Annotated in this window: 16 protein-coding genes; 8 read left to right on the forward strand and 8 right to left on the reverse strand. The window is 46.7% G+C overall.

Annotated features, from left to right (window positions below):
• Positions 1 to 47 precede the first annotated feature (47 nt).
• The 3 genes from pgeF to I1H34_RS10740 are packed head-to-tail and all read left to right on the forward strand — an operon-like array spanning position 48 to position 2,242.
• Complete coding sequence (pgeF, locus tag I1H34_RS10730; protein WP_212665606.1) at positions 48 to 863, forward strand: peptidoglycan editing factor PgeF; 816 nt, start codon at positions 48 to 50, stop codon at positions 861 to 863.
• Positions 857 to 1,336: a hypothetical protein gene (locus tag I1H34_RS10735; protein ID WP_212665607.1), complete on the forward strand. Its 480-nt coding sequence runs from the start codon at positions 857 to 859 to the stop codon at positions 1,334 to 1,336. Before pgeF ends, I1H34_RS10735 begins: the two co-directional genes overlap by 7 nt.
• A gap of 39 nt (positions 1,337 to 1,375) precedes the next feature.
• The gene (locus tag I1H34_RS10740; protein ID WP_249369994.1) at positions 1,376 to 2,242 is read left to right on the forward strand and encodes a hypothetical protein; all 867 of its coding nucleotides are present in this window, start codon (positions 1,376 to 1,378) and stop codon (positions 2,240 to 2,242) included.
• 3 nt (positions 2,243 to 2,245) lie between these two features.
• Here the strand turns inward: I1H34_RS10740 and I1H34_RS10745 are convergent, their stop codons facing one another.
• The 3 genes from I1H34_RS10745 to I1H34_RS10755 all read right to left on the reverse strand — a co-directional run bounded on the left by I1H34_RS10745 (position 2,246) and on the right by I1H34_RS10755 (position 5,357).
• A complete protein-coding gene (locus I1H34_RS10745) occupies positions 2,246 to 2,470 on the reverse strand; it encodes a hypothetical protein (protein ID WP_212665609.1) in 225 nt (74 codons plus the stop codon).
• 7 nt (positions 2,471 to 2,477) lie between these two features.
• On the reverse strand, positions 2,478 to 4,250 hold the full coding sequence (locus I1H34_RS10750) for a DUF5942 domain-containing protein (protein ID WP_212665610.1): 1,773 nt from the start codon (positions 4,248 to 4,250) through the stop codon (positions 2,478 to 2,480).
• Positions 4,251 to 4,436: 186 nt separating this feature from the next.
• Positions 4,437 to 5,357: a LysR family transcriptional regulator gene (locus I1H34_RS10755; protein WP_212665611.1), complete on the reverse strand. Its 921-nt coding sequence runs from the start codon at positions 5,355 to 5,357 to the stop codon at positions 4,437 to 4,439.
• A gap of 138 nt (positions 5,358 to 5,495) precedes the next feature.
• Here I1H34_RS10755 and I1H34_RS10760 point away from each other — a divergent pair, with 138 nt between their 5' ends.
• From I1H34_RS10760 to I1H34_RS10770, 3 genes are all read left to right on the forward strand, one after another.
• The gene (locus I1H34_RS10760) at positions 5,496 to 6,203 is read left to right on the forward strand and encodes a pirin family protein (protein WP_212665612.1); all 708 of its coding nucleotides are present in this window, start codon (positions 5,496 to 5,498) and stop codon (positions 6,201 to 6,203) included.
• 362 nt (positions 6,204 to 6,565) lie between these two features.
• Positions 6,566 to 7,114 (forward strand): heme NO-binding domain-containing protein, encoded by a 549-nt coding sequence (locus I1H34_RS10765; RefSeq protein WP_212665613.1) that lies wholly within the window; start codon positions 6,566 to 6,568, stop codon positions 7,112 to 7,114.
• Positions 7,086 to 9,047 (forward strand): ATP-binding protein, encoded by a 1,962-nt coding sequence (locus tag I1H34_RS10770; RefSeq protein WP_212665614.1) that lies wholly within the window; start codon positions 7,086 to 7,088, stop codon positions 9,045 to 9,047. Before I1H34_RS10765 ends, I1H34_RS10770 begins: the two co-directional genes overlap by 29 nt.
• Before the next feature lie 73 nt (positions 9,048 to 9,120).
• Here I1H34_RS10770 and I1H34_RS10775 read toward each other — a convergent pair whose 3' ends face one another.
• The gene (locus I1H34_RS10775) at positions 9,121 to 9,522 is read right to left on the reverse strand and encodes a universal stress protein (protein ID WP_212665615.1); all 402 of its coding nucleotides are present in this window, start codon (positions 9,520 to 9,522) and stop codon (positions 9,121 to 9,123) included.
• A 185-nt stretch (positions 9,523 to 9,707) separates the two neighbouring features.
• On the opposite strand from I1H34_RS10775, the gene I1H34_RS10780 reads away from it, so the two are divergent.
• Positions 9,708 to 10,913, forward strand: coding sequence for a phosphoglycerate kinase (locus I1H34_RS10780; protein ID WP_212665616.1), 1,206 nt, complete (start codon positions 9,708 to 9,710; stop codon positions 10,911 to 10,913).
• An 82-nt stretch (positions 10,914 to 10,995) separates the two neighbouring features.
• On the opposite strand, the gene I1H34_RS10785 is transcribed toward I1H34_RS10780, so the two are convergent.
• The 3 genes from I1H34_RS10785 to hisS form a co-directional block, all read right to left on the reverse strand.
• Positions 10,996 to 11,217: a hypothetical protein gene (locus I1H34_RS10785; RefSeq protein ID WP_212665617.1), complete on the reverse strand. Its 222-nt coding sequence runs from the start codon at positions 11,215 to 11,217 to the stop codon at positions 10,996 to 10,998.
• A gap of 21 nt (positions 11,218 to 11,238) precedes the next feature.
• Positions 11,239 to 12,276 carry a hypothetical protein gene (locus I1H34_RS10790; RefSeq protein WP_212665618.1) on the reverse strand — a complete coding sequence of 346 codons (1,038 nt, stop codon included), beginning with the start codon at positions 12,274 to 12,276 and terminating at the stop codon, positions 11,239 to 11,241.
• Between the two features lie 116 nt (positions 12,277 to 12,392).
• On the reverse strand, positions 12,393 to 13,685 hold the full coding sequence (hisS, locus tag I1H34_RS10795) for a histidine--tRNA ligase (RefSeq protein WP_212665619.1): 1,293 nt from the start codon (positions 13,683 to 13,685) through the stop codon (positions 12,393 to 12,395).
• Between the two features lie 210 nt (positions 13,686 to 13,895).
• Here hisS and I1H34_RS10800 point away from each other — a divergent pair, with 210 nt between their 5' ends.
• A complete protein-coding gene (locus tag I1H34_RS10800) occupies positions 13,896 to 14,180 on the forward strand; it encodes a DUF2470 domain-containing protein (protein WP_212665620.1) in 285 nt (94 codons plus the stop codon).
• Between the two features lie 26 nt (positions 14,181 to 14,206).
• On the opposite strand, the gene I1H34_RS10805 is transcribed toward I1H34_RS10800, so the two are convergent.
• Complete coding sequence (locus tag I1H34_RS10805) at positions 14,207 to 15,565, reverse strand: O-antigen ligase family protein (RefSeq protein WP_212665621.1); 1,359 nt, start codon at positions 15,563 to 15,565, stop codon at positions 14,207 to 14,209.
• Between the last annotated feature and the right edge of the window lie 51 nt (positions 15,566 to 15,616).

Consider the following 15,616-nt stretch of genomic DNA (forward strand, 5'->3'; position numbering starts at 1 on the left):
CGCTAGCATAGGTAAGCCTAGCATTGTTTAAGGTCTATTCTGCCCCCATGCATACCTGGAATTGGCGCACCTGTGAGGGTCGCTCTTACTTAACGTGTAGTTTGCTGGAGCCTTGGCCCCATGGCTTTTTCACCCGAGAATTTTGGCCTAGGCCCCCGGCTGAGTTGGCCCTGGTGCTGAAAGCAGATGCTCAAACCTTTCGTGTTAAACAGGTGCATGGCAATGCAATCTTAAACCCCACGGAAGTTCAAGCCTATTGGGACCAGTTGCCGTCTCAGGCTGCTGAAACAGATGAAGCGGTATCAGAATTCCCTCCTGCGGATGGCCTGATCAGCCAGAATAAAAACCAGGCTGTTTGGGTTTGTACGGCCGACTGCACCCCCGTATTGATTGCGGATACTCGCTTGGGTCATGTTGCGGCTGTCCATGCCGGATGGCGGGGAACGGCTGCCAAGATTGTGCCCATGGCTCTGACTCGTCTGCAAGAACAGGGGAGTCAGCTCAAAGATATTCGAGTGGCAATGGGACCTGCGATCGCAGGTGAGATGTATCAAGTCGATACGGAGGTTGCCGCTCAAGTCGGTAGTACCGTCGTCGACCCCCATCTTTCTGAGCAGTCTGCTGAAGTCATTGCTGAGCATCTTTTACAAGTTGAACACTCCCCGCTGATTGCCGATTCAGAGTCGGGACGAGTGCGATTAGATGTGCGGCGGGTGAATGCCATGCAGTTAGAGCAGATGGGGGTGCTGCCAGACCAGGTTGCGATCGCAACCCATTGCACCTATCAAGATCCCGATAAATTCTTTTCCTATCGGCGAGAACATCGGAAACAAGTTCAGTGGTCAGGTATCGTTAGTTGCTAGCAGCAGAAGACCCAGCCTGGACCTATGTGCTTGGGCAATTGCAATCAGGATATGGTGTAGCCTCTGGACGAGCAGTGGACTCTCCTTATCCAGAGGGGACGATTGCGCTACAAATGCCTCATTTCCAAAAATTAGGATTAGACCTATCCCCCTACTATCCTGGCACCCTGAATATCTCTATTGCTCCAGCTCAGTTTCAGATGATTCAGCCTCAATGGACGTTTCCTCTGGTGCATTGGTATCCAGCATCTTGTCCTGAAACATTTTCCTTTTCTCCCTGTCGAGTAAAGTATGGTGACCATCGTGCTGCGGGACTGATTTATTATCCCCACCCTGAAACAAAACCGGATCATTTTCAGAATCCATCGATCATTGAAATATTAGCTCCCCTTATCCCCCGGATGGAGATGGGGGTTGCAGTTACCTTGGGGGTGCTGTCCCAGCAGGTTGAAATCTTTGAACCTGAACTGTGAATGTTAGGGAGAGATGGAGCAGGAAGAAATTCAATGAAGATGCGACGTTCTTTTTGGACTGATCGTCCCCGCCATGTCAGCAAGCAAGAGTACAATCGCTATTCATTCATGGTGTTTGGAACGGTTGTCACTGGCGGGCTAGGGGCAATGTTTTTGATCGGTAGTGTGTTAGGGATTACGACCTGGCAAGCGGATAAGCTGGCTAAATTACCAGAAAAGTCGATTTCTGAAGCTCTGAATTATAGAGGTGATCCCACCCCACCTTTCAAAATCTCTGGTTTCCTATGGGCCTCAGATCCTATTGTCATGCCTGATGATCCTGAGCTGAAGGTACTGAAGGGAGAACTCCAGGTTTCAGCTGAGTTTAGTGGCTCGGAAGTGGTGGCCGATGAAGTGCTATATGAGTGGCAGGATCAGGTAGATTCAGTGGTGTTATCTGCAGATAACACCCTTCAAGCATCAACCCAAACAATTTTGGTCAATTCTGATTTAGCTCAGTTGCCAGTAGAAAGGGATTTTAACGCTCGCGCTCAATTGCAATATGATGGCCCTTCGCGGACTGCTCGCCCTATTGCTATTGAGTATCAAGATCAAACTTTTCCCTTGGCTGATCTGCCCGCGACTCGCTCTGTCAAACCTAGGGTATTGCGTCAGTATATCCCTAATGGAGCAAAGGTTACCCTGATTGCCAGTGTTGGAGCAGGGCCAGTAAGCCAACTGGTTGCCCCTCAGGGCCAGAAACTCCAAATTCTCCGAGGGAGTGAAGCAGAAATCCGTAAGACAGGAGCCTCACAACGCTTGATGTTTGGGTTAATTAGCTTTGTTTTACTAGGGAGTAGTTATTTTCTAGGAAACATGACTGCCCGTATACGACAAAGCTTTGTGGTTCGCTCGAATCAACCTTAGGGGTTAAGAACTTAGAATTTCGAAGTTTTTAACTTCCAGGACTGGGCCAATCATCGCCACCGTCATAATGTCATCTCGAATATTACCCGTTACTTTCACTGCCAGCCCCTCTTGCTGTAATTCGGTGGGGGGTTCAAAGAGCTCGTAGGTGGTCTCGCTGGCTGCTAGAGCCCATACCCCTAGACCAAAACTTTGAAAGGTGATGGTTCCTTGTGCTTCTATAGACATGCTAATTTTATGCGGAACGAGTGGCGGATTTGGATGCTAGATAAACCAACGCTAAACAGAGCAAAGCATTGATGGCTAAAAATCCCTGGGCAACGGCTGTGCTGCCTAACCAGACGACTTGGGGGGCCATAAACGCACTGACGCCTAGACAGGCTGTCATTCCCACTGAACCGCCAAGGGCTAACCACTTGAGCTGAGGATGGCTCAGGAAGAGGACAATCAGTGCTAAAGCCATCAAAACATTAGCCGTTAAAGGGTTTAATGCATTAGTGCCCTGAATCGCACTGCCCAATTCTGGCAAGGAGCTTCCCACAACGCGAAGGGGCCAATGGGGAAGATCCACGAGATGAAAACAGCGGAGGATAAATAAGCCAGTGCTGCCCAAAATTAGCCCTAACCCCATTGGCCAATTCCAAGGTAAGCGGAATAGGGAGGCGAGCACGGCAGCAACTGCTAGCATAAGCAGCTTATAGCCCCAGTTGACGGCTCTGGCGTCGAACCAGAAGCGTGGCCCTAAGAATAAGCCATTACGCAGCCATCCCATAAAGCCATTAAACCCAAAACTTTTTTGAGCGGCTAAGCTGACGGCCTTGCTAGCGTCTAATTTACCCGTACCAAAGTAGTTGGAGGCATCATCTTTGACAGCAGCTGCAGACTGCTTGAGGACTTGTTCGACTTGATCAGGATTTTGGACCCCAATGGATCGAATTAAGGCAGCGACACCAGCCACATGGGGGGCAGCCATGCTGGTTCCTTGGAAGGCGGCAAAGATGGAAGAGCCATCTCGGGGATTGATGGTATTTTGCAGAATACCGCCCAAGCCATTATTGTCTCTGAGGGAGCCCCCAGGGGCTGAAATATCGACCCCGGCACCGTAATTGGAGTAAGGTGCTTTCTGGCCTTCAGCATCCAGGGCAGAGACGCCAATGACATGGGGATAACGGGCCGGAAATTCCACGGCACTTCTGGCCGCATTACCCGCAGCGGCCACAATCACTACACCTTTTTTATGGGCATATTCAATGGCTTCTCGCATCAGTTCACTTTCACCCCCCCCGCCCAGGCTCATATTGATGACGTCGGCTCCGTTGTCAGCTGCAAAGCGAATGGATTCCGCAATATCCGCTACAGTGCCCGAACCACCCCGACTTAAAACTTTTAAGGGCATTAGCTGAGCTTCATAAGCGATACCCGCGACGCCAAAGTTATTATTGGTGGATTGCGCGATGGTGCCTGCTACATGGGTGCCATGGCCATTATCATCGGTTGCATTGGCCCGATCGTTGACAAAGTCATAGCCAGGTACAAGGCGAGTCCGCTTTAAATCAGCAACGGGAGCGATACCTGTATCAATCACGGCAACGGTTGTGCCTCGCCCCCGACTAGCTTGCCAGGCTGCCTCCATGTTGATGCTTTTGAGGTTCCACTGCTGATCAAAATCTGGATCGTTGGGACTGAACGAAGTCTGGTAAGCATAGTTGGGTTCAACAAATTCGGTAAATTCGCTAATACCAGATTTTTTAACCGCGTTGAGGAGCTGTTGATCTCCCTTGGCAATGAACACATGGTCATTTAAGGAGAACTGACTGTTATAGGTCAATTTAGTTTGGAATTGCTCTGATAAAGAATTGACCTGCCTTTCAATCTCTGCCGTTGTGAGAGATTCTTTGAAGTCAAATACTAGGGAATCATATTGTCCCTGAGCAGATAGCCCTTGGAAATTTGAGATCGCCCAACTGAAACCCGCTATAAACAGTAGCAGCAGCAGCCATTTTTTCATGTCAAATCCTTAGCAAATGAGTTGCTTGTACAACGGTTCAGATGGTCTTACGTATTCCTTGTCTATCGATAGACTGGATGGCCTGGTGCTAGTCAGCGGGATAACAATTGAGACTTCTGATTGAGAACGAAGTCAGATCAATAATCCGAAATTTCAGTTATTTCGAGTGGTTCTAGTTTTCCCATTTTAGTTCTTGCCTGTCTCATCGACCAGTTGTGGCTCTTGGCCAAGTTGTGATTGTAAGAACTCAGTGAACAACTGCACCTTGGCAGAAAGATGCTTGCTCACGGGATATAGGATATGAACTGCGATCTCAGGACTTGCATAATTTGATAGAACCACTTGCAAGCGATCAGCTTTCAAATCTTCTCCCACCAGAAAGTGGGGTAAAAGTGCAATCCCCAACCCTTTGAGAGCTGCCTGTCGTAGCACTTCGCCATTATTCGAACAGACAGTCCCTTGGACTCGAATCGACTGGGTTTGATTTGGCCCCTTGAGTTCCCACTGATTGAGGGGGGCTGAGTAGCCATAGTGCAAGCAAGAATGGTTCTTGAGTTGATCGGGATTTCCAGGAATACCCTGTTGCTCAAGATAAGCGGGAGCAGCACATAGCACTCTGGGGGCAGGACAAAGGGTGTGAATGATTAAGCTACTAGTTGTTGGCTGTGCAGAAATGCGAATGCTAATGTCGAATCCTTCTTCGATCGGGTCAATAAATCGATCATTCAGGACTAATTCCACCTTTAAGTCTGGATGTTGAGTTAAGAAGTTAGGGAGAATTGGGGCCAAGTACTTTGTGCCAAAAGACATAGGGGCATTGACCCTTAGGGTTCCTTTGGGCTGGGTTTGGTATTGGGTAATGGCTTCTTCTGCCTCTGCCACTTCTGCCAGGATGGCTCGACAACGCTCATAAAAAGCCAGACCAGTTTTTGTGGGTGTCACTTTGCGAGTGGTGCGCTGTAAGAGCTGGATCCCTAAACTGTCCTCTAGGTTAATCACCAGTTTATTGACTTGCGATCGTGACAGTCCCATTTTTCGAGAAGCTGCTGCAAAGCCACTGGCATCGACCACTTGGGTGAAAGCATGCATACTGTCGAATTTATCCATATTATTGTCAACAAATAAGAGACAATCTGTCAATAAAATATCATATTGTCATTTTATTGAGGTTAGTTGATGATAGACATATCACCGACTGGAATCGGTGATTTACCCTTCACTTCTAAAAATGAGAGGTCGACTTCAATGATCGATATTCGTCGAGGTCAAGAAAGAGGATCTGCAGACTTAGAGTGGCTCAAGAGCTATCACACTTTTTCCTTTGGCCAGTACTACGATCCTCGCCATATGAGCTTTGGACCCTTGCGAGTGATCAATGAAGATTTCATCCAGCCGGGGCAGGGGTTTGGAACCCATAGCCACAAAAATATGGAAATTATTACCTATGTGTTAGAGGGAGCTCTAGAGCATAAAGATAGTCTGGGAAATGGCTCCATCGTTAAACCTGGAGATGTTCAGAGAATGACAGCTGGCACAGGGATTCAACATAGTGAATATAATCCTTCCCTCTCTGAGCCGGTTCACCTATTGCAAATCTGGATAGTCCCTGATGCTGAAGGTTTAGAGCCTGGATATGAACAAGTTCATTTATCTATAGATCAACAAAGAAATCACTTACACCTGTTGGGTTCTAGAAACAGTCAGCAGGGAGTGGTCACCATTCATCAAAAAGTGGATTTATATGGGGCCCAGCTCAGCCAGCAAGGATCGGTTGTCCATCCGTTGTCAGCGCACCGAATCGCTTGGCTGCACGTTGCCAAAGGTGTAATTCAGCTTAATGAGAAGCATGATCTAATGGCGGGAGATGCTGCTGCCATTTCAGATCTCCATGAGATTAAAGTTCATGGACAGTCTGAAGACGCTGAAATCTTGTTATTCGACATGGTGGCCTAGAGTAGCAGTAGGTAGCTTGTCGCCCTGATTCGAGTGATCCATTCCAATATATAGATGACTCTGTACTAAATCTAATAAAAATGTGGTCAGAGAAATAGCCAAAGTCATTTAATTTTTTAGCGATCGAGATTTATTTCCTAAAGTAGGCAACCTATTTCTACAGCTAAGTTGAGAACATCGGCTTGTCTCTTCCCTGCTCAAAAAAATGCAATAGTTTGAATGAAGTTAGGATGATTTCCTGAATAAAACCTATTGTTTTGGACCCAATTTTTAGTTCTTGATTATATTAGAGGGAATAGTTGTAGGCAAATCTCTTCTATAAGATTAATTTGCTGAAAAATAAATGAGTGGGGGGATGCTGTATGTATGGCTTAGTGAATAAGGCCATTCAGGAAATGGTTTGTGACCATTTTGGTGAGGAGGCTTGGGAAGCGATAAGAGAGCTTTCAGAAACTAAATCTGAGAATTTTATTAGCTTAGAGAGTTATCCTGACGATTTGACCCATCGTTTGGTCAAGTCTGCCAGTCAAGTACTGGGAATATCTGCAGCTGAGATCATGGAAGACTTTGGGAAATATTGGGTTAAGTTTACAGGGCAAGAAGGTTATGGCGAAATGATGAACCTGGCGGGTGATGATTTGCCAGAGTTTTTGGGTAATCTTGATGACTTGCATAGTCGGCTTGGGGTAATTTTCCCCAAAATGCAACCGCCTTCCTTTCAATGTAGTGATCAGGAGAAGCAGACCTTAAACTTGCATTACTATTCCCATCGCAAGGGAATGGCTCCAATGGTATCAGGATTGGTGGAAGGACTAGGGGAACGATTTGATACAGAAGTAGAAGTAACCCAAGTCCAAGATCGAGAGCAGGGAGCTGATCACGATGTGTTCTCAGTCACCTACCAGCCATAGTCATCAGACAATTTCCCTGAGCCATAGCTTACCGCCAGAGCAATTTGCCACCGCCTTTCCATTCCATTTCGTTCTAAATTCTGATTTAGAGATTATTCAAGCTGGAGACTCTCTTCAGCATTTACTCCCTAAAATTTGTGGGAGTCAGTTTGGACAGCAATTTGCTATTCAAAGACCCCCTTTGTCACCTGACTTTGCAAGTCTCAGCGAACCTTGCCGTTCATTGCTGATTTTGGATTGCCTTGCCATCAACATGCAGTTGCAAGGGCAAATGATGTATGTTTCTGAGACTAATTTAATTTTCTTCCTGGGGTCTCTCTGGGTAACAGAAATCCATGAACTCAAACCTCTTGGATTACGGTTAAATCATTTTGCTGTTCATGATCGGGTCTCAGATTTTCTATTTCTTCTACAGGCAAAAAATACAGCTTTAAATGAAGCTCATAAGTTAGCAGATGAACGGGCTCAAAAGTTGGTGGCGGCTAAGGAGATGGCTGAAACTGCTAACTTAGCTAAAAGCACCTTTCTTGCCAATATGAGCCATGAATTGAGAACTCCTCTGAATGCAATTTTGGGGTTTTCGCAATTATTGAGTCGGGATTCAACCTTGACTGCTGCTCATCTTCATAAACTAAGTATTATCAATAATAGTGGTGAACATCTTCTAGCTCTGCTTAACGATATTTTAGAAATGTCGAAAATTGAGGCTGGACAGATCACCCTAGATCCAACTAATTTTAACCTTCATCACTTCTTGGAAGGGCTATATAATTTATTTCAACAGAAGGTCTCCTCTAAAAAGATCACCTTAAAGTTTCAGTTTTCTAAAACTGTTCCTCAATATATTCAGGCTGACATCAAAAAGCTTCGGCAGGTGCTGATTAATTTACTGGGGAATGCCATTAAATTTACGAATGAAGGTCAGGTTGATCTAAAAGTATCAAGTCGCATTTATATTAATGATTCTTACTCTGTAAATGTTCAGGAGCCTACCTGTTTATTAACCTTCTCAGTAGAGGATACAGGGCCTGGTGTATCAGAAGAGGATCAAGAGAAAATTTTTCATCCTTTTTACCAAACTGAGTATGGGAAACAGTCCCATCAAGGTGTACATGGAACAGGCTTAGGATTGTCAATTAGCCGTCAATTTGTCAATTTAATGGGGGGGGAATTATCCGTATCAAGTCAGCTTCATGAGGGAGCAACCTTTTCTTTTTCTATTCCCGTCAAGGTGAGTACTGCCAGTGCATTGGTACCTACCCTTGAACAGCGCGTTCTCCAGGTTCACCCTCATCAACCGATATTTCGTATCTTGGTGGTGGAAGATCATGCGGATAATCGATGCTTGTTAGTCACATTGCTAGCAACCATTGGTTTTTTGGTGAAATCTGCACAAAATGGCCAAGAGGCGTTGGAAGTCTGCCAAGAGTGGCGCCCGCATTTGGTTTGGATGGATATTAAGATGCCTTTGATGGATGGTCTTGAGGCAACTCAAAGGATTAGGGCAATGCCTCAAATCCCACAGCCAGTGATTATTGCTTTGACGGCCAATGCCTTTGATGAGGATAAAGAACGAGCGCTGACTTGTGGATGTGATGATTTTCTCCATAAACCCTGTAATGAGACGATTATTTTAGAGAAAATGACACAGCATTTGGGGGTGAAGTATTTGTATGAAGAATTGACTCCTCCGTTAACCCATTGTGACTCTCTGTCCCTGCCTAAACGGAACGATCTGAAGGCGCAGTTACTTGAAGTGATGTCTCAGTCATGGCTGACTCAACTGCAGAGCAGAGCCATTAGTTTAGATACGGATGGAATTTTTGACTTGCTAGAAGATATTTCACCTGAATATGAACATCTAAAAAATCTGTTGGCCTCTCTGGCCAATAATTATCGATGTGATGTAATCCTCGAGTTGACCCAGCAATAAGCGAGATAGGTCATTTGAGTTTGTGTTGAGCAGCAGGCAGCAAAGAGCCATCCATGGAGAGGGAAGGCTGTACCTAAGGAATAACCATGACAGGGCAAGGGGCTAAATTGATGACTCGATTACTGACGCTTTCTGATGCTCCTTCTTCAGTAAGGCCAACGCCTCGGCAGCCCATAACTATTAAATCTGCATTGATCTCATCGGCATAATCACAAATGCAGAAGGCAGGTCTTCCTGCCTGTTTTATGATTTCGGCGGCAATACCCCAGTCTGAAAAAGCGATTTTTGCATTTTGGAGAAGTTGGTCAATCGCTTGGTTGGCAGGGGTATCGTTTTCGGGAGCGTTCTCGGCATCTGGTTGCACTGACAGGATGACGAGTTTGCTATTGCAGAATTTAACGATTTCGGCCACCTTCTCAGCAGCATCCTGAGAAGCTCGACTTTGATCAATTGGAAACAAAATCGTCTTAAACATGAAGCTCTACTCCAGGGTACGGACTCCGGTAAAATATGGACGGCACGGAATCAGTTCACATTAACAACCAACCCGACCGACGAGTTTGGGTATAGATTTATCCCAACCATCATCATGCCAATACCCCATGCGCTCTGCTATGGGGGGTAATAAAACGCAATAGACGCTTTTAGGAGATTTTTACTGTGTCCAAGAAAACAATAGCCAATTTAACATCGGCAGATTTATCTGGTAAACGAGTTTTGGTGCGTGCCGATTTCAATGTGCCCTTGGATGGCGAGGGCAAAATTACAGACGATACCCGCATTCGAGCTGCTCTTCCTACGATTCAAGACCTAACGTCTAAAGGCGCTAAGGTGATTCTTGCTAGCCACTTTGGGCGTCCTAAGGGACAAGTCAATGAGTCCATGCGCCTGACACCTGTTGCGGCTCGTTTGTCTGAATTGCTAGGTCAATCGGTCACTAAATGTGATGACTGCATTGGAGATGAGGTAGCAGCAAAAATAGGTGCATTACAGAATGGACAAGTAGCCCTGCTGGAAAATGTCCGTTTTCATGCGGGTGAAGAAGCCAATGATCCTGAGTTTGCTCGCCAGCTCGCTGCTGTGGCTGATCTGTACGTCAATGATGCGTTTGGTACTGCACACCGAGCTCATGCCTCTACGGAAGGGGTCACTCATCACCTGAGCCCTTCTGTGGCTGGCTACTTGATTGAGAAAGAACTGAAATACCTACAGGCTGCAATTGAGAGCCCTCAGCGTCCTTTGGCGGCCATTGTGGGTGGCTCAAAAGTCTCCAGCAAAATTGGTGTGATTGAAACCTTATTAGACAAGGTAGACAAACTACTGATTGGCGGCGGTATGATTTTCACGTTTTATAAGGCTCGTGGTTTAGCTGTTGGTAAGTCTTTGGTTGAAGAAGACAAGCTGGAGTTAGCTCGTACTTTAGAGATTAAGGCTAAAGAGAAGGGAGTCGCACTATTGCTGCCCACCGATGTTGTGGTTGCAGATAACTTTGCGGCTGATGCCAATGCTCAGACTGTGAGTATTAGTGATATCCCTGATGGCTGGATGGGCTTAGATATTGGTCCCAATTCTGTGAAGGAGTTTCAGGCGGCACTTTCTGACTGCAAAACTGTGATTTGGAATGGACCGATGGGTGTGTTTGAATTCGATAAATTTGCAGCAGGAACCGATGCTGTTGCCCATAGTTTGGCTGCGATCACCGAGACGGGTGCTGACACCATTATTGGTGGGGGTGACTCGGTTGCGGCAGTTGAAAAAGTAGGTGTGGCTGAAAAAATGAGCCATATCTCTACGGGTGGTGGTGCAAGCCTAGAGCTTTTAGAAGGTAAAGTTTTACCTGGAATTGCTGCACTTGATGAGGCTTAAGACATTCGTCTAAAGCTATAAAATTCAACGAGAAAGGGGTACTCAGATGAGCACCCCTTTCTCGTGCCGGGTCGATGAATTTTTATTGAGGAGTGAGGGTGTTTTTAGTGGCTGCAGGCTCTATTTGAGAAGATTGTGATTTAGGCATCCAAGGCAAGCCTGCTAAGGTCGATTCGTTTGATAAAACCGACAATAAGGCTCCCCCTAATAGGAGGATTGGAAAGGGCAAAGCCAGGTGTTGGAGCCACTCAAACCCTCTAGCTAAAGCCAAGAGTGTTAGAAAGCTAATGAGCCAAATACGCATATTCAGTCCTTATTGAGGTCTTTAGGATGCCCCTTTTGAGGCAATTGGGACCAAGGCTTTACTTCCAGATTGTGTTTCTTTTTTCGGTATGACGGAAGTACTGTTGCCGGAATTTACAGTATTTTGCGTGGATAATTGATTCAATGTTTCTAAGAATCGCTCCTGTAACTCAAGAGAATCAAAGTCCACATCAATTGCTTTACCGTAGGTATCGATCTTGCTCCAGTGAAGGCGGCCTAAAGCAACTGATAGTTCTGAATAAGAGAGATCTTTCCACTGATTAAGGTGAGGAAATACGGGGAGTTGGGGGAGTGGAATGTTGTCAGATTCTGGTGTGAAGAGTTCAGGAGGGAGAATGAATCCTGGTGAAATCTGGAGACGAATGGGTGTAACATCCTTGGGAATCTTAGGGAGTTGCGGGACCGTGGATTCTTGCGGGTTGTTTGGGGTTGGATGTGACTGCACATTTAAGTTGTGATCAGCCATGGCTGGCTCGAAGATATCGAGAAGATCGGGGGATACAAACTCTAATTCTCTTTCAGGAATAGAAAAGCTTTCTTCGGACGGGGCGATGTTATTCCAGGCTGTTTCAGACTTGATATTTGCGGCCTGCAAGGGTGCCAGTAGATCCGCTTGCTGCACATAAGGTTCTTGACAGGCCACAGACTGGCTTAGGAATTCCCAGTCTTGGTCAAGATCAGTTTCTTGTTCTAGGACTTGGAGTTGCACACAGTGACGATCTATCTCTGCGTTGCCTCTTTGCTCGTCTTCGTTGGCTGCGCAACTGATGATCCAACGACCATGTTGGAGGAAGGTTGGCGGTAAGACTTCGATGCGCCCTTGAGAATCTGTGCGTAGGAGTTGATGGTGGACCACTTCTTGCCACAAACCATCTTCAACATACTGATGATGGATATGTACCTGGATGGGGCAGTCTGCTTCACTAGTTTGGGCGATGAGTTGATATCTGCCGACTAATATTTCAACACTTAGGGATTCCAGTGGAAGCCACGCAAAATCACCTTCTTTCTGAATCAGAAATTCTATGTCCACTGTCATCTTTGTTTACGTCCTACTCCACACAGCCACAGTTCAGAGATCCATATTTTCTAGGTATTGTCAAGGGACTCCAACATGGAGCACAGTGTAACTGATCTTGTTGGGAAATGGGAGTTTTAGGTGGAGGAATTCGCTTTGGCTGCGTTCAATTTATTTTGGAGTTGGGACGTTAGATCGCTGAGATTAGCCTGAGCTATGGATTCTTGTTCTCCAGAGGCTAGCCACTTGAGTTGCACGGTGCGATCGCAAGCTTCCGTATCGCCTAAAATTAAGCAGGCTATGGCACCACTCCGATTAGCCCGTTTGAGTTGTTTGCCAAAGGCACTGCCACTTAGATCCATCTCTACGGAAAAGCCGTTTTTTCTCAAATTCTGGCAAATTAGTAAGGCTTGTGCTTCTGCTTCTGGTCCCCGGGCCACGCAGTAAAAGTCTAAAGATTGATTTAATGCAATCTCAGCGTTTTGTAGGAGCATAATGAGCCGTTCCATTCCGATCGCCCACCCCACTGCAGGGGTTTCGGGTCCTCCTAATTCAGAAACAAGGCGATCATAGCGGCCACCGCCACAAACGGTGGCTTGATTTCCTAACCCCTCCAACTCAAACTCGAAGGCGGTGTGGGTGTAGTAATCTAGTCCTCTAACCAGGCAAGGATTAAGTTTATAGGTAATATCTAAATCGGTTAGAAGTTGTTGAACCCGGTCAAAATGCTGTTTGGAGTCAGTGCCCAAGTAATCCAAGATGTTGGGGGCAGACTGGGCTATCTCTTTTGTTTTAGGATCCTTGCTATCTAAAATGCGCAGAGGATTTCGTTGGAGGCGATCCTGGGAATCAGGATCTAGGTCGTCTTTGTACTGATTGAGGTAGTCGACTAAAGCCTCACGGTATTGTTGTCGATCTTCAGCAGTGCCGAGAGAGTTGAGGGTTAAGGTCCATTCTGGGACACCTAAAGATTTGAGGAGTTGGGAGGCGATAGCAATCACTTCAGCATCAGCGCGAGGATCTTGGCTACCCAGCGCTTCTACGCCTATTTGGTGAAACTGACGTTGCCGTCCTGCTCCTGGCCGTTCGTAGCGAAACATGGGGCCGATATACCAAAGACGCTGAACGCCTCCTTGGGCATGAAGTTTGTTCTCGATAAACGACCGTACGGCTCCAGCAGTCCCTTCAGGGCGCAACGTTATTGAACGATCGCCTCGATCTTTGAAGGTGTACATTTCCTTGCCCACCACGTCTGTGGCTTCGCCAATGCCGCGTTCAAATAGATTAGTCTGCTCAAAGATAGGGGTACGCAGCTCTCGATAAGCCGCCTGATGCAGGAGCTGACGGGCTGTAGCTTCGACATGCTGCCAATAGATCACCTCGTCCGGCAGAATGTCCCGTGTCCCTCGTGAAACTTGAATGAATCCCATGAAAAAATATCCTTATGGCCTTGACCCCGGTGCCTATTATCTCCGATTGCCTCAGTTCTGCCTCAGATTTATTGGAGGTTGAAAAGGAATAAGGATTGTACCTAAGATTTAATAGGTGCAAGATAAGATGAACTTGACCCAGGTAATGGCTTGAAAGACTTACTCCAAGCTATTTGTTATTACACCTATTTATTGTGACAAATAAATCCTATGGCTGATACCTTTACCCCCGAAATTAGCGATCGCATCTGCAAGCACATGAACGAAGACCATGCCGATGCCGTTTTACTTTATGCCAAAGTCTATGGAAAGGTAACCGAGGCGGAAGCTGCTCAGATTCTGAAAGTAGATTCAGAAGGGATGGACTTATCCGTAAATGCGGGGGCCCAAGACTCTACCATCCGTATTGCCTTTGATCATGTGCTACAAGATTCCGAAGATGCTCATCAGACGATGATTACTATGGTGAAAACAGCCCGTACCCAAATGACCTAAAGCGAGGGGCTATGTGTTGAGGAACATTAGGTAGCGATTTTCTTGCTGCCTGCCCGTCGTGGACGTTTCATGTTGATTTTCTGGACTGCTAAACCGGATAGTCCACCTGCTGCTAATGCAAACACAGGATTGATCATGGCATTCACAAGACAATCTAGCCCATACATAATCAGGGCGACTGACAAGGCTGCGACCGGGGCAGCTGCAGGGTGAGTCCAGTTGGAGACAGGAATTCGTCTGGCTAACGTGAGGACGGGCAAAATTAAGGCGGTCATTAAACTCACTAATCCTACTAAGCCATGATTGCCAAAGGCGATGATCCATAGGCTATCGGTCACGGATACATCTTGGCCCTGATCATTATAAATTCGGGCTCTGCCCCAACCTCCCCAGCCAAAAATGGGTCTAATCCGAGCTTTGGCAGAAAGAGTTTGCTCGTTCTCAAGGCGAAAGCTAAGGGAAGCCGCTCTGTCGGGTCCGGTGATTTGACTTGTCGTAGCAACGAGTTGGCGAGTATAGGTTGGTGTTAACAAACCCGTTGAACTGATGGCTAAATATCCCGCCATCAGTAGAGCTAGCAGCCAAATGGCAATGCTAGAGCGAGACCAGGTAACGGTAAACAGGATAACGAGGCTGATCAGTAACAGAGCATAGGCCCCGGTGGACCGCAGCAGAACAAACGTTACTCCAAGGGCCAACACGCACCAAATTATGGGAATATCCCCCAGACGAGTCAGGGTCCCCGCTCGCCATAGCCAAATGGCCATTAAGGTGGCGCTCATCATCCAAACCCCCAGCATTAGCCCATGCTCCATAAATACCGTGGGCCTAAAACCTCCTAGACGAAAAGTCTGCTCGAAAGAATGGGCATGGTAGCCGTAAATCCAGCGGTGCAGTTGGGGACTAAGCCGAATCTCCAGTAAGCAAAGGGGAACGTACAGGATGCCACCGACAATAATGCCAGTAGCCAACTGTTTGAGTCCGCTTAAATTCCCTAGGTACAATCGCCCCAAAAAATAGGGAAACCCCCAAGTCACCGTTTGGCCTAGGGCTTGGGCAAGGCCATCGTATAGCCCTAAATCATTGGTTAAAGACGAGGCGATGGGACAGAGACACCAGATCGCCATGGGGATATCTATCCAGCTGAATTTGAAGAGCTGGAACCGCTTGGCATCGAAGATAATGGTTGCGAGTAGAATGCCATAGCAAGTTGCCGACATCTTAGTGAGATCGGGCAAACCCACCAAGGGAAAACTGGCTTGGGGGAGAAATAGCCAAGCCCCAATAAAGCTGATCACTAAAGCCCGCTGCACCGGAAGCTGGCTGAATAAATAAAGGACCAACGGAATCCAACCAAACATCACGAGAAAAACAAGGAAGTTCATAAGCTGGGCCAGGGTGAGATCGCTAAGCTAGAAGATGGAATTAACAGCAGG

It is taken from the genome of Acaryochloris marina S15, assembly GCF_018336915.1.
GTDB lineage: Bacteria > Cyanobacteriota > Cyanobacteriia > Thermosynechococcales > Thermosynechococcaceae > Acaryochloris > Acaryochloris marina_A.